11 protein-coding genes are annotated in these 14,422 nt (G+C 67.4%); 6 read left to right on the forward strand and 5 right to left on the reverse strand.

What is annotated here, in order from left to right; all coding sequences use genetic code 11:
- Positions 1 to 10 precede the first annotated feature (10 nt).
- The gene (gene hemN / locus AC1RJ5_RS00210) at positions 11 to 1,333 is read right to left on the reverse strand and encodes an oxygen-independent coproporphyrinogen III oxidase (protein WP_269575619.1); all 1,323 of its coding nucleotides are present in this window, start codon (positions 1,331 to 1,333) and stop codon (positions 11 to 13) included.
- Positions 1,334 to 1,458: 125 nt separating this feature from the next.
- Here hemN and AC1RJ5_RS00215 point away from each other — a divergent pair, with 125 nt between their 5' ends.
- Positions 1,459 to 2,136 (forward strand): OmpW/AlkL family protein, encoded by a 678-nt coding sequence (locus tag AC1RJ5_RS00215; RefSeq protein ID WP_269575618.1) that lies wholly within the window; start codon positions 1,459 to 1,461, stop codon positions 2,134 to 2,136.
- Positions 2,137 to 2,528: 392 nt separating this feature from the next.
- Here AC1RJ5_RS00215 and AC1RJ5_RS00220 read toward each other — a convergent pair whose 3' ends face one another.
- The gene (locus AC1RJ5_RS00220; RefSeq protein ID WP_493111040.1) at positions 2,529 to 4,109 is read right to left on the reverse strand and encodes an amino acid ABC transporter ATP-binding/permease protein; all 1,581 of its coding nucleotides are present in this window, start codon (positions 4,107 to 4,109) and stop codon (positions 2,529 to 2,531) included.
- Positions 4,106 to 5,629: an ABC transporter ATP-binding protein/permease gene (locus tag AC1RJ5_RS00225; RefSeq protein ID WP_493111042.1), complete on the reverse strand. Its 1,524-nt coding sequence runs from the start codon at positions 5,627 to 5,629 to the stop codon at positions 4,106 to 4,108. The genes AC1RJ5_RS00220 and AC1RJ5_RS00225 overlap by 4 nt, the downstream gene beginning before the upstream one ends.
- A 136-nt stretch (positions 5,630 to 5,765) precedes the next feature.
- On the opposite strand from AC1RJ5_RS00225, the gene AC1RJ5_RS00230 reads away from it, so the two are divergent.
- The 3 genes from AC1RJ5_RS00230 to cydX are packed head-to-tail and all read left to right on the forward strand — an operon-like array spanning position 5,766 to position 8,633.
- Positions 5,766 to 7,340, forward strand: a complete 1,575-nt coding sequence (locus tag AC1RJ5_RS00230; protein WP_446745968.1) for a cytochrome ubiquinol oxidase subunit I — start codon at positions 5,766 to 5,768, stop codon at positions 7,338 to 7,340.
- A gap of 27 nt (positions 7,341 to 7,367) precedes the next feature.
- Positions 7,368 to 8,513 carry a cytochrome d ubiquinol oxidase subunit II gene (cydB, locus tag AC1RJ5_RS00235; RefSeq protein WP_342249609.1) on the forward strand — a complete coding sequence of 382 codons (1,146 nt, stop codon included), beginning with the start codon at positions 7,368 to 7,370 and terminating at the stop codon, positions 8,511 to 8,513.
- A 12-nt stretch (positions 8,514 to 8,525) separates the two neighbouring features.
- Positions 8,526 to 8,633, forward strand: coding sequence for a cytochrome bd-I oxidase subunit CydX (cydX, locus tag AC1RJ5_RS00240; RefSeq protein WP_184165302.1), 108 nt, complete (start codon positions 8,526 to 8,528; stop codon positions 8,631 to 8,633).
- A 24-nt stretch (positions 8,634 to 8,657) separates the two neighbouring features.
- Here the strand turns inward: cydX and AC1RJ5_RS00245 are convergent, their stop codons facing one another.
- Both AC1RJ5_RS00245 and AC1RJ5_RS00250 read right to left on the reverse strand, forming a co-directional pair.
- Positions 8,658 to 9,305, reverse strand: a complete 648-nt coding sequence (locus AC1RJ5_RS00245) for a response regulator (RefSeq protein ID WP_342249608.1) — start codon at positions 9,303 to 9,305, stop codon at positions 8,658 to 8,660.
- On the reverse strand, positions 9,298 to 12,318 hold the full coding sequence (locus tag AC1RJ5_RS00250; RefSeq protein WP_342249607.1) for a sensor histidine kinase: 3,021 nt from the start codon (positions 12,316 to 12,318) through the stop codon (positions 9,298 to 9,300). The genes AC1RJ5_RS00245 and AC1RJ5_RS00250 overlap by 8 nt, the downstream gene beginning before the upstream one ends.
- Before the next feature lie 285 nt (positions 12,319 to 12,603).
- On the opposite strand from AC1RJ5_RS00250, the gene AC1RJ5_RS00255 reads away from it, so the two are divergent.
- Both AC1RJ5_RS00255 and AC1RJ5_RS00260 read left to right on the forward strand, forming a co-directional pair.
- Positions 12,604 to 13,434, forward strand: coding sequence for an alpha/beta fold hydrolase (locus AC1RJ5_RS00255; protein WP_342249631.1), 831 nt, complete (start codon positions 12,604 to 12,606; stop codon positions 13,432 to 13,434).
- A gap of 33 nt (positions 13,435 to 13,467) precedes the next feature.
- Positions 13,468 to 14,247 (forward strand): alpha/beta hydrolase, encoded by a 780-nt coding sequence (locus AC1RJ5_RS00260; protein WP_269575612.1) that lies wholly within the window; start codon positions 13,468 to 13,470, stop codon positions 14,245 to 14,247.
- Positions 14,248 to 14,422: the final 175 nt, after the last annotated feature.

Raw genomic sequence — 14,422 nt, forward strand, 5'->3', positions numbered from 1 at the left:
GGCTGGAGGGTCAGACGGCGCTGCTGAAGCGCGTGGTGCTGGCGGCGCGCCAGGGATCGAAGGTCGCGGCGATGCTGCGGGCATAGGGCAGCGCGCCCTGGTCGAGCAGGAGGCGCGTGCCGGCCCAGGCGATCAGCCCGTATTCCTCGAACGGCGCCAGCCGCTCGCGGATATCGGCCAGGTCGGGCAGCCCGGTGCACTCCGCCTCATTACGGCAAAGCAAAGCCTCGATGATCGCGCCGCGCCGCCGGTCGCTGGCGCTGCGGCGGATGCCGCGCGCGGTGGCAAGCTGGCCATTGCCGATGCGCAGATGGTAGCGGCCGGCATTCTTCTCATTCTGCAGCAGCGCGCCGGGGAAGGCGCTGATCGAGGAGGCGCCCAGGCCGATCAGCACATCGGACGGGTCCTCGGTAAAGCCCTGGAAGTTGCGGCGCAGCGTCTTGTTGCGGGCAGCGCGGGCAATGGCATCGTGCGGCATCGCGAAGTGATCGAAGCCGATCGCGTCATAGCCGCCGCCGCGCAGCAAGCGATGCGCCTGTTGCGCCATCGCGAACCTGACCGCGGCGCCCGGCAGGCGGGTCGCATCGATCCGGCGCTGGCGCGGCAGCAAATGCGGCACATGCGCATAGCCGAACACCGCGAACCGCTCCGGCCGCATCGACAGCGCGATGCGCAGCGTCTCGTCGAGATCTTCGGCAAACTGCCCGGGCAGGCCATACATCAGATCGAAATTGATCGATTCAACCCGGGCGGCGCGCAGGCGGCCGACGGTGCAGGCGATCTCCTCGGTCGGCTGGATGCGGCCAATCGCGCGCTGGATATGCGGCGCGAAGGTCTGCACACCCAGGCTGGCGCGCGTCACCTTGTTGCGCCCGAAGCAATCGGCCCAGCCCCAGTCGAAGCCGCGCGGATCGAGTTCGACCGATACGGTTGCCTCGCTGCAGGCAAAGGCGGCGCGTACCCGGTGCATCAGTGCATCGAACTGCGACGGCGCCAGCGCATTGGGGCTGCCGCCGCCCCAGGCGATCCGGGCGACTTTGCCGCGCCCGTTGAGCCGTCGGGCGATCAGGTCGATCTCCTCGCCCAGCCGCTGGACATAGGCGGCGACCCGACTGGTGCGGTTGGCGGCGCCGGTGTTGCAGCCGCAATACCAGCAGATCTCATGGCAATAGGGGACGTGAAGATAGAGCGAGATCGGCTCGTCCTCGCGCACCCGCGCCAGCGCATGCTCCATGTCGGCCGGGCCGACATCGTCACCGAACTCCGCTGCGGTGGGGAAGCTGGTGTAGCGGGGCACCGGCGTGGCGAGCAGCTCGGGGTGATAGGTCCACATGCCATCCTGTCTGCGGGCACGGGCTCCGGGCGGCTTTGACACCAGTCAAATCCCCGTTTGCGTTGCTGCAATGCGGCGAGGTTTGGCGGGGGCCATTGGCAATGGGGTCAACAGTGGAGGTAACAATGAAGACCCTGATCGCTCTGGCCGCAGCCGGCCTGATGGTCGCCGTCCCCGCCAGCGCCCAGACGAGCGACGAAACCGGCATCCGCGCCGGCGACGTGCTGGTTCGCCTGCGCACGATCGTGGTGGCCCCGAACGAGAAATCGAACGGCATCAAGCCGGCTTTCCCCACCGAGAAGGTGAGCCTGGACAATGCCGTGATGCCGGAAATCGATGCGACCTACATGGTCACCGACAATATCGGCTTCGAGCTGATCGCCTCGACCACCAAGCATAATTTCGGTGGCACCACCGGCACCACCGGTTCGATCGGCAAGCTTGGCTCGACCTGGGTGCTCCCGCCCACCTTGACCGCGCAATATCACTTCAATTCGCGGGGCAAGATCCGCCCCTATGTCGGCGCCGGCGTGAACTACACGATCTTCTGGGACGAGAAGGCATCGAGCGGCCTGCAGGGGGCCGTGGGCAAGACCAGGGTGCGCATGTCGGACAGCTTCGGCTGGGCGGCGCAGGCTGGTGTCGATGTCGACCTGACCAGGAAGGTCTTCCTGAACCTCGACGTGAAATACATCGACATCACCACGGACGCCCGGCTCGATACCACCGCGATCGGCACGCAGCGCACCCATGTGAAGGTGAACCCGCTGGTGTTCGGCGTAGGACTTGGGGTCCGTCTCTGAACCCGTACCCCCGCTGACGGGGAAGGGCCGGCAGCGATGCCGGCCCTTTTTGTGCGGCCTTGCAATGTAGGATTTCGCCTGCTTGCCTCGGGCGGTCGAACTTGGGCTCAGCCGCTTTTTGAGGCTGTTGGTGAAATAGGATCAGCCGCACGTAGCAATCGTGCGAGATGCCGCGCGTTCCCGTAAAGAAGGTCAAAATTGCCGAGCCAAAAACCCGTTCTTGGCCTGTACTTTGTGTACTTTCGCGAGTCGATGCCGTGAGGGCGTAGGATTAGGCCATGCCTGGAGCCCGCACTGAGCCCCGGCGAAAGCCTGGGCCCAGGGTTTTTCTGCTCTGTGACTTGTGATTCTGGGCCCCGCTTTCGCCGGGGAGCTATAGTGGGAGCAGGAACCTAAACCGGCCGAGGCGCCAGTGCCTCGATCGCCACGCTGCTCCCGACAAGCGAAAGCGGTGCCGGCCGATGCGAGACCAGCACCAGTCCGGTCGCGGTCCCGCGCAGCCACTGGTCGAGCCGGGCGACCAGCTCGGCCTCGGTGGCGGCGTCCAGCCCTTCGGTCGGCTCGTCGAGCAGTAGCCAGGGCCGTCCGGCGAGCAGCGCCCGCGCCAGCGACAGCCGCTTGCGCTCGCCGCCCGAAAGCGTGCCGCCGGCTTCGCCCAGCCTTGTGTCGAGCCCGGCCGGCATCCTGCCGATGCGATCGTCGAGCACCACGGCCTTGAGCGCGGCCCACATCGCGGCATTATCGAGCCCGGGCCGGGCTAGTCGGAGATTGTCGCCGATCGTCCCGGCGATCAGCGCGGCGTCCTGCGGGGACAGCGCGAACTGGCTGCGCAGCAGCGCTCCGGGCTGGGCGATGGGCGGTTGCTCGCCGATCGCGGCATCGACCTCAACGGCGCGCATGCCGGCCAGCGCATCGAGCAGCAGCGTCTTGCCGGACCCCGAGCGCCCGGTGACGGCAACCCGGCTGCCGGGCTCGAGCCGCAGTGTGCCGAGCCGAAGCGGCAGCGGCGTGCCATCCGCCTGGGGGGCCGCGGGTTCGGGCAGGGTCAGCAATGCCTCGAGCCGGCGCAGGCCCTCGCCGACACTGGCCTGGCGGAAGGCGGTGCGGGCCAGCCCGGCCATCGCCTCGATCGCCCCGGCGGTGGCGAGGAGTGCCAGCGCGACCTGCGGGGCGGGGCCGCTGGAGAGCAGCAGCACGATCGCCACGGCCAGCCCGGTATAGCCGGCGAGCAGTGCCGCGATCGCCCCTTCGCCCCGGTGCAGCCGCTCCCGGGCGGTGTCGAGCGCCTCGGTGAGCGGTACCAGGTCCTGCGTCACCCGGTCGGCCAGCCCATAGGCGGCGATCTCGGCGCGGGCGGCGGCATATTCGACATAGCGGGTGCGCAGCGCGCCCAGCGCCTCGGCTGCGTCATGGGCAGGCTGCTTCGTCAGGCGACGGGCGGCACGATCGAGCAGCAAGGGTAGCGCGGCCAGCAGCAGGAGCAGTGCCAGTGCCGATGCCCAGCCGGCGAACGCGGCGAGCAGCACCCCGATGCCCGCCGCGACCAGGCTGGCGGGTCGGGTGGGCTTGCGGACGATCAGGTCCTCGAGCGCGTCGATATCGCCGATCAGCCGGGCGCTGGCGTCGCCGCCGGAAAGGTCGGGGCCGGTGCGGGCATCCTGTGCTGCGAGCCTGCCGAACAGGCTGCCGCGCATCCCGGCCATCGCGCCCAGCGCCGCCTGGTGCGAGAACAGCCGCTCGCCATAGCGTGACACGGTGCGCAGGATCGCCAGCAACCGGATGCCGGCGCTGGGGATCAGATAGTTGAAGCCGAGCGCGACGACCGGCCCGGCGGCCCCCGCCAGCGCCGCGCTGGTCAGGAACCAGCCCGACACCGCCAGCAGCAATATGCCGGCCAGCGCGGCAACGACCGCGGCGATGCTCGCGCGTCGGAGCCAGCGGCGCCCGGTCGGGTCGAGGGTGAAGACGTTCACAGCGCCACCTCCAGACGTGCCGCGGCGGCGAGGGCTGGATCATGGGTCACGACCAGGACCGCGCGGTCGCGGGCAAGCGTCTTGAGCAGGTCGATGATCTCGGCAGCGCTTTCGGCGTCGAGGTCGGCAGTGGGCTCGTCGCAGAGCAGCAATGGGCGGCCCGAAAGGATAGCCCGCGCCAGTCCGATCCGCCGCCGCTCGCCGCCTGACAGGCCGGAGCCGCGATGGTCGAGCGCCAGTCCCAGCCCGCCGCGTGCGGCGAGCAGGGTATCCAGGCCTACCAGCGAAGCGACCTGACCGATCGCCTCGATAGTCGCGTCCGGCCGGGCAAGGGCGATGTTCTCGGCAAGGGTGCCGGGAAGCAGCAACGGGGTCTGGGCCGCCCAGGCGATGTCGCCGGGATCGAGAGCCCCGCCGCCGGCGATGCGCACCGCGCCGGCGGCGGGAACGATCTGCCCGGCAATCGAGGCGAGCAGACTCGATTTGCCGCTGCCGGTCGGGCCGGTCAGCGCAACCATATCGGCCGGTGCCAGCGCGAAGCTGACCGGGCCGATATGCAGGTTCGGCCATTGGATCACGAGACCGGTAACCTGCAGCCCGTCGAAGCGCGCCGAGATGGGTGGCGCAGGCGTTTCGGCCTCGACTGCGGTCAATGCGACGCTCGCTGCGTCGCCCAGCTGCTTCTCGTGATAGGCGGCGGCCAGGCGACGCATCGGCAGGTAGAATTCCGGTGCCATCGCCAGCGCGAAGAACGCCTGGCCGAGCGTGAGCTTTTCGGGAGCGGGGAAGGGCAGCAGGCCGAGCAGGCTGAACCCGCAATAGACCGCGACCAACGCGACCGAGAGCGCCGCGAAGAACTCCAGGACTGCGCCGGAAAGGAAAGCGACGCGCAGTACCGCCACGGTGCGCTCGGCGACTTCGCCGGTGGCGATGCCGACCTGGCGGGTGATCCGGTCCTCGGCGCCGAAATGGCGGATGACGGGCAGGGTGCGGACGCGGTCGACGAACAGGCCGGAAAGCTGGGCGAGCGCGGCCAGCTGGCGCTCCGAGGTTCGACGCGCGGCGGTACCGGCCAGGATCATGCCGAGTGCGAAGGGGATCAGCGTGATGACCAGGATCGCGGCCGACACCCAGCTCGCGAAGGCGATTATTGCGGCAACCAGCAACGGCGTTGCGGCAGAGGCGGCGCGCGCGGGCCTGAAGCGCGCCTGATAGGCTTCGATCGTCGCCATATGGTCGATCGCCAGGGCAGCACTCTCACCGGCCAGGAGTGGGCGAGCGAGGCGGCCGGCGAGCAGGCGCGGGAACAGATGGGAGCGCCATGCCACAACCACGCGCTGGGCGGCGCGGATCGCGGTGGCATGGACCAGCAACGCTGCCCCGCCACGGATCAGCCCGCCTGCCAGGATCATGCAGGCAGCGAGCAGGGAGATGCCGTCACCCGCAGCAAGGGCGCTCACCGCCAGCGCGATGCCCCCTGCGAAAAGCGCGGCACCGGGTACATCCAGGAGCCAGATCATATCATCCCTTAGCCGGAGTTGCGTTCGCCGCGTATTTGTTCATGGTCAAAGTCGCCTTCGGGGACCGCTTCTAGGGACAATGAGGACGCGACCAAACCCGTTGGGCGCAGACTCTTGCGTAGGGGGATTTCCTGCGATGATCAGCATGGCAGTCGTGGAGCTATCGAGGCTCCAATTCGCGCTGACTGCGCTTTACCACTTCCTGTTCGTGCCGTTGACGCTCGGCCTCTCGTTCATGCTCGTCATCATGGAGAGCGTGTACGTGATGACCAACCGCCCGATCTGGCGGGACATCACCCGTTTCTGGGCAAAGCTGTTCGGCATCAACTTCGTCCTTGGCGTCGCCACCGGCCTCACCATGGAATTCCAGTTCGGGACCAACTGGTCCTATTACTCGCACTATGTGGGCGACATCTTCGGCGCCCCGCTCGCGATCGAGGGCCTGATGGCCTTCTTCCTGGAAGCGACGTTCGTCGGGCTGATGTTCTTCGGCTGGGATCGCATGTCGAAACAGGCGCACCTGTTCACCACCTTCATGGTGGCGCTCGGCTCCAACCTGTCGGCGCTGTGGATTCTCGTCGCCAATGGCTGGATGCAGCACCCGACCGGGTCGGTGTTCAACCCCGAGACGATGCGCATGGAAGTCACCGACTTCGCGGCGGTGATCTTCAATCCGGTCGCCCAGGCGAAGTTCGTCCACACGGTGAGCGCGGGCTACGTCATGGCCAGCGTGTTCGTGCTCGGCGTCTCGGCCTTCTACCTGCTCAAGGGCAAGCATCTGGAGCTGGCCAAGCGCAGCTTCACGGTGGCGGCGGCCTTCGGCCTCGCTTCGTCGCTGTCGGTCGTCGTGCTGGGCGACGAGAGCGGCTATGCGCTGACCGAGAACCAGCAGATGAAGCTCGCCGCGATCGAGGGCATGTGGCACACCGAGCCTGCGCCCGCCGGCCTCGCGATCTTCGGCGTCCCTTCGAACAGCGGTCGCGAGACCAGGTACGAGGTGAAGATCCCCTATGTGCTGGGCCTGATCTCCACGCGCAGCCTGACCGGTGAGGTCAATGGCATCTTCCCGCTGGTTGCGCGCGCCAAGGTCCGTATCGTCAATGGGCTGACTGCCTATGACGCGGTGGAGAAGCTCAAGGTCGATCGTAACAACCTGGTTGCGCGCGAGGCGTTCGAGAAGACCAAGAACGATCTGGGCTATGCGCTGCTGCTCAAGCGCTTCGTGGCCGATCCGCGCACCGCGGACGCGGCAACGATCGACAAGGCGGCGTGGAGCACCGTGCCGAACGTGCCGGCGATCTTCTGGATGTTCCGCATCATGGCCGGGATTGGTTTCGGCATGATCGCCTTCTTCGCGGTTGCCTTCTACTATTCGACCGTCCGCAAGTTCGACGCCCGCTGGTTCCTGCGGCTGGCGCTGATCGTGATGCCGCTGCCGTGGATCGCCGCGGAAGTGGGCTGGGCCGTGGCCGAGGTCGGTCGCCAGCCCTGGGCGGTGGAGGGCGTGCTGCCGACCTTCCTGGCACCATCGAGCCTGACCGTGCCCGAGCTGTGGCTGACGATCATCGGCTTCACCGCGCTCTATGGCGCGCTGGCGGTGATCGAGGTGCGGCTGATGCTCGCATCGATCAAGAAGGGGCCGGAGGAATATCGTCCGGCGACCGCGCCGGCGCCCGCGGGCCCCGATTTCCACGCCGTTCCGGCCGAATGAGCCGAACCAGGGTTTTGGAGACAGACCATGTCCATCCCTCTCGATTTTGAAACGCTACGCATCATCTGGTGGCTGTTGCTCGGTGTATTGCTGATCGGCTTCGCACTGACCGACGGCTTCGACCTGGGGACGGGAGCACTGCTCCCGTTCGTGGGGAAGACCGACGAGGAGCGTCGGATGGTGATCAACACCATCGGCGCAACCTGGGAAGGCAACCAAGTGTGGTTCATCCTCGGCGGCGGCGCCATCTTCGCGGCATGGCCCTTCGTCTATGCCGTAAGCTTCTCCGGCTTCTACCTGGCGATGTTCCTGGTGCTGTCGGCGCTGATATTGCGGCCGGTGGGGTTCAAGTACCGCTCGAAGCACCCGGACCTGAAATGGCGCTATCGCTGGGATTGGGCGTTGTTCGTCGGCGGCTTCGTGCCGGCGCTCGTCTTCGGTGTCGCAGTGGGCAATGTGCTCAAGGGCATTCCCTTCCGCCTCGATGGCGACCTGCGCGCCTTCTACGACGGATCGCTTCTCGGCCTCTTCACCCCGTTCACGCTGGTCACTGGCCTGCTTTCGGTGGCGATGCTGGTGCTGCATGGTGCGGGCTGGCTGAGCCTCAAGTCCGAAGGCGTGGTGCTCGAGCGTGCCCGTCGCTTCGGCCAGGTAGCTGCCGTGCTGGCGATCGTGCTGTTCGCGGTCGGCGGCCTGTTCGTCGCCTATGGCGGTCTTGGCTACCGGCTGGATGGCTTGGTCGACGCAGGCGGTCCGTCCAATCCGCGCTTCTCGACCACGGTTGCGGAAGGCGGCGCCTGGCTGGCCAATTACGGCGCGCATCCCTGGATGCTCATGGCCCCCTTGCTCGGCTTTGTTGGCCCGGTGCTGGCGCTGCTCGGCATCCGCGGCCGCAATGACGTGCTGGTGTTCGCGGGCTCGTCGCTCGCCAATGTGGGGATCATCTCCACGGTTGGCCTGTCGATGTTCCCGTACATTCTGCCGAGCTCGATCGATCCGCTGTCGAGCCTGACGGTGTGGAACGCCTCGTCGAGCCACGGCACGCTGTTCACCATGCTGATCGTCACTGCGATCTTCCTGCCGATCGTCCTTGCCTACACGGCCTGGGCCTACCGCATCATGTTCGGCCGGGTGACCGAGCAGGACGTGCGCACCAACCCCGACTTCTACTGAGGAGCAGTTCCCATGTGGTATTTTGCCTGGATCCTGGGTGTCGGCCTCGCCGTCGGCTTCGGCATCCTCAACGGCCTGTGGCACGAGTTCCGCTCGGAAACCGAGGACGGGGTCATCTAGGCCCGGAGAGCGTGCGGCGCGGCTTCAGATCTCGATGAAGCCGCGCCGTGCCGCGATGATCACCGCGTGGGTACGATCGGCCACGTCGAGCTTGGCGAAGATGTTCTTGAGATGCGCTTTCACCGTGTCGGTGGAGAGCGACAGGCGCCAGGCGATCTGCTTGTTGGGATGTCCTTCCGCGACCAGGCGGAGGATGTCCGTCTCGCGCTCGCTCAGCCGGTCGTCGAACGCGTGAAGGGCGATTTCCTGGGCGACATCCGCGGCGATCGCCCGGCGCCCCTCATGCACCGCGCGGATCGTATCGAGCAGGTCCTTGCGGATGCAGCTCTTCAGCAGATAGCCGGTCGCCCCGGCGCGCAGTGCCCGCAGCGCATGCGTGTCGCCCGGATAGGTGGTGAGCACCACAAACTGGGCGGCGGGGAATTCGCGGCGGATCGCCTCGATCGTCTCCACGCCGTCCATGCCCGGCATCTGGATGTCCATCAGCGTCACGTCGGGCTGGACCTCGCGATACCGCTCGACCGCCTCTGCACCGCCCTGGGCCTCCGCGACGATCTCCATGTCCGCCTGGCGCTCGACCACTGCGACGATGCCTTCGCGCAGCATCGGGTGATCGTCGACCACCATTACCCGGACGGTCTTCGCGCGCGTCGCCAATGCTGCCTCAACCAATTCGGCCTCCTGTGACCAGCGCGCGCCACTTGCGGCGCCGCGTATTCGAATAGGCGATCGTCGCGGGGACGATCAGGATGATTTCGGTACCGCCCGCAGGCGGCCTTTGCACCACAAGGCGCGACTGGATCTTGGCCGCACGCTCGCGCATGCCCGGCAGGCCGAAATGCCCGTCGCGCTTGCCGTCGCGCAATACCTCGTCGGTAATCCCCACGCCATCGTCGCGGAAGCGGACGCTGAAGCAATCGGGCTGGAAACCGATGCGGATCGCGATCTGGCGCGCATGGGCGTGGCGCCAGATGTTGAAGAGCGCCTCGTTGGCGATCCGTGCCACTTCATCCCACACCAGAGGGTCGAGCGGCCGGGGCTCGCCCTCGCTTACCACCGAGATCTGGGTGGAGGGCGAGAAGACCTGCTTGCGGGCGATCTCCAGGATCATGTGCTCGATATCATCGGCGCCGCCGATCAGGCGCAGGTCGCGCACCCGGTCGCGTCCCTCGGCAAGGACATTGTCGGCGCGGTCCAGCGCTTCCTCGAGCTCGCGGCGCGCCGGGTTCTCGGGCGAGATATCGTCAGCGACGAGCTGGAAGCGGAGGACCAGCGCCTGCACGCCCTGCAGCAGCGTGTCGTGCAATTCGCGCGCGATCCGCTCACGCTCGCCAAGTCGCTCGCGCATGCGATCGCGCATCTGCGCGGCCAGTGCGCGGACCTTCACCTGGTAGAACAGCCAGAACAGGCCGATCGCCCCCAGGGCACAGAGAAGCGTGAACCACCTGCTCTGGAAGAAGGTCGGCGGTAGCGTGAATTCCAATGTGGTCGGAGTGGGGTTCCAGATCCCGTCATTGTTCGAAGCGATCACCCGGAAGCGATAGGAGCCCGGCTCGAGATTGGTGTAGAATGCCTGGCGGCGCGTGCCGGGATCAATCCAGGTGCGGTCCACGCCCTCCAGCATGTAGCGGAAGCGGACCCGGCTCGGCACCGAGAAGCTGAGGCCGGTATATTCGATCGACAGGTTGGACTCGCCGCGGGGCAGGGTGATCCGCGATGGATCGACGAAGCGCTTGCCATCCACGACCAGCGCGCGGATTGCCACCGGCGGCACGACGGCGTTGCGGGAAAGCTTGCCCGGGTCGATCCGCATCACGCTCTGCCGGGTCAGGAACCACAACCGCCCATCGCCGCCCGCCGCGATCTGCGGGCCGTCCGCGCGCTGTGTGCGGCTGGCAAAGCCGTCCTGCTCGTCGAACAGGTCGTGGGGGATCGGCACGCGGGGGTGCGAGAAGGCGCGATCGAGATCGACGGTGTGAATCCTCAGCAGGCCGATATTGTTGACCATCCAGGTCTCGCCCGACGCCGTCTGGACCAGGCCGCGCACGCCGCGCAGCCAGGGGTGGTCGGCGATCGACAGCCGGTCGAACCGGCCGTTCCGCCATAGGGCCAGGCCTTCACCGCCCGCCACCAGCATGCCGTCGCGCCCGGCATAGACGCCGGTGAGCCCGGAAACGCCGATCTGGTCGTTGGTCCAGCCGCGCGCCGTGGTACCGACGACGCGGACGATGCCCTTGCGATCCAGGATGATCACCGGGTTGCCGTCCCGGTCGATGACGATGTCCTGCGGCCGGCCCGGCAAAGGGAGGTTGGCCTGGTGCCAGCCATTGCCACGGCGGACGAGCACGCCGTGCTGGAAGCGCGCTACCCAAAGCCGGCCGAGTCCATCTTCCGCGCAGCCATAGGTCTCGCCGGCACCGGGCAGGTCGATCGTCTCGGCTACCTGGCCGCCGCGCATCCGGACCATGCGCCGCGCGGTGCTGAGCCAGACCGAGCCGTTGCCGCCGCGGCACAGCGCCTGAATGTCGCCCGGTTGGGTGGAGAAGAGGCTGGGGTCCTGGCCGGGCAGGGCGCGATAGAGCGACGGGCCGCTCGCCAGCCAGATCGTGCCGGCGTCATCGGCAGCGACCATATAGCCCTCCGCCGCGCCGTCCGCCGGCGGCTCGACGCGGAACAGGCTGGCGGGGCGGAACTGGTCGAGCCCCAGCTCGGTGCCTACCCAGATATTGCCCTCGCGGTCCTGCAGCAGCGACACGGCCTGGTTGGAGGTCAGCCCGTTCTCGGTGCGGTAGAGCGAGATATTGCCCTCGGCGCTTGCCTTGTCCGCGGCCCGCTCGATCTGGAAGATGCCGCTGGTGAAGCTCGAACCCCAGAGATTGCCGTCCCGGTCGAACAGGATCGCGGTGCGCCGGACTGGCCCCGAAAAGGGAAAGACCACGGAGTTCTTCGGCTCGCGAGCACCGGCCGGATAATCGGGCAGCATGCGGGTGCCATGGGCGTCGGACAGCCACATATTACCCTCGGGATCGAGCGCGAGATTGGCACCGAAGCCGAGCTCCACGCCCACCGCCTCGAACCGCCGGGTGCCGTGGCGCAGCAGGTAGAGCTGCTTGTCGGTGGCGACCCAGATCGATCCGTCGCGCCCGGTCGCCAGGCTCGAGACGTAATCCTTGTCGGGCAGGCCCCAGCGCTGGTCGATCGTCTCCCAGGCGCCGTCCCGGTAGCGCTTGAGCGCCTTGCGCGTGCGCCCGCCCACGGCCCAGATCGCGCCTTCCTTGTCCTCGCGAAGCTCGGTGATCTCGCCGGCGGCATCGTGCATGCCGGTGCTGACCATGCGCCCGCCGCGATAGATCTCGACCCCGCCGCCACCGACATAGGCGGCCCAGAGTTCGCCACGCCGGGTGACGAGCAGCGCGCTGATCGGGATCGCGCCGCGGGGGTGATCGGGGGCGGGGGGGACATATTCGAAGGTCACTCCGTCGAACCGGAACAGGCCGTTGCCGGTGCCCACCCAGATATAGCCATCCGGCCCCTGGGCGAGTGCCTGGACCATGGCGGGCACGCCGTCCTTGCTCGTCCAGGTCGCATGAAGATAGCGGCCGATGCCCTGGCCGGGCGCGTCTGCGGTCGCCGTGCCCCCGAAGCACAGCGCGATGAACCCGGCGATGAGCAAGGCTAGTCGCAAGACGATCCCCTTCTCACGCGACGCTTCCGAAAGCGCGCACGGTAGCACAGAAACATCGCCGCGCGGGAGTAGCCCGAAAGAGTTAGGCGAGGCACCGGCACGAGATTTGCGGCTGCGGACACCTGTGGGACTGAGCTGGCGCAGGTTCGGCAGGAGGAAAGCATGAGCGAGCGTCTCGAAACCACGCGCCGCGAGTTCGTGGCAGGCGCCGCGGCGATCGCCGCAGCGGCGGCATTACCCATTCCCGCCCTGGCCGGGGCGGCATCCCACGCAGGAGAAAAGACCATGGCGACGATCAAGACCGCCGACGGCACGGAGATCTTCTACAAGGACTGGGGTCCCAAGACCGCCACGCCGATCGTGTTCCATCACGGCTGGCCGCTGACGGCGGACGATTGGGACAGCCAGATGATGTACTTCCTGATGCAGGGCTACCGCGTCATCGCGCATGACCGCCGGGGGCATGGCCGCTCGACCCAGACCGATACGGGCAACGAGATGGACACCTATGCCGCCGATGTCGCGGCGCTGACCGACCATCTCGACCTGAAGGGCGCGATCCATGTCGGCCATTCGACCGGTGGCGGCGAAGTGGCGCATTATGTCGCCCGCGCCAAGCCGGGCCGTGTCGCCAAGATGGTCCTGATCGGCGCGGTGCCGCCGGTGATGGTCAAGAGCGAAAAGAACCCCGGCGGCCTGCCGATCGAGGTTTTCGACGGCATCCGCGCCGGCGTGCTCGCCAACCGCGCCCAGCTCTACATCGATTTCCCGACCGGCCCGTTCTACGGCTTCAACCGGCCTGGCGCGAAGATCAGCCAGGGCATCATCGACAACTGGTATCGCCAGGGCATGATGGGCGGGATCAAGGCCCATTACGACTGCATCAAGGCGTTCAGCGAGACCGACTTCACCGAGGACCTCAAGAAGATCACCGTGCCCTCGCTGGTGATGCACGGCGATGACGACCAGGTCGTGCCCTATGCGGACTCGGGCCCGCTTTCGGCCAAGCTGCTCAAGAACGCGACGCTCAAGACCTACAAGGGCTTCCCGCACGGCATGGCGACCACCCATGCCGATGTGATCAACCCGGACCTGCTCGCCTTCATCAAGGGCTGACCGGCCAGCCCGGGTCCCAGTTCGGAGTATCGGATGGCCCCCACGGTCATGCTCATCCACGGTGCCTGGCTTACGCCAAGCTCGTGGGACCGCTTCCGCCAGCGCTTCGAGGCGGCGGGCGTGAGCGTGGTGGCGCCGCCCTGGCCCTATCTCGATCGCCCGGTGGACGAGCTCCGCCGGGCGCCCGATCCGCGGCTGGGCAAGCTCGGTCTCAGGCAGATCACCGATCATTATGCCGCGCTGATCGAAGCGATGCCGCATCCGCCGATCCTGATGGGGCACAGCTTTGGCGGCTTGATCGTCCAGCTGCTCGCCGATCGCGGGCTGGGCGCCGCGGCGGTGGCGATCGACCCGACACCGCCCTTCGGCGTGCCCGCGCATCCGCTCGCGGTATGGACCTCCCTCTGCGTGTTCACGGCGTTCAACGGCTGGAACCGGGCGTTGCGGATGAGCGAGCGCGAGTTCGCCGCCGGCTTCGCCCAGACGCTGCCGGCAGCCGAGAAGCCCTATGCCTGGGAGAAGTTCATCGTGCCCACGCCGGGGCGCGTGTTCTTCCAGGCGGTGCTGGGCATCGGCGCCCGGGTGCGCTGGGACAACCCCGACCGGCCGCCGCTGATGCTGATCGCCGGCGCGAAGGACCGCACCGTGCCCGCGCCGATGGTCCGCGCCAATTACCGCAAGCATTTGCGCTCGCCGGTCGACACCATGTTCCACGAATTCCCCGGTCGTTCGCACTGGCTGTGCAACGAGGATGGCTGGGAGGAAGTCGCCGACCGGGCACTTTCCTGGGCGCGGACGGCGGCGGGGCGCTGATCCTACAGCCGGGGCGGGGCCGACGCGCCAAAGTACACGAAGTAGAGGCCAAGAGCTGTTTTTCGGCTTCGAATTTTGACCTTCTCAACGGAAACGCGCCGCATCTCGCAACATTGTTGCGTGCGCCTGATCCTATTTCACCAACAGCCTCAAGGAGCGGCCGGGCTGCGAACCC

This window comes from Sphingomonas sp. GW822-FHT03G08, from assembly GCF_058801135.1.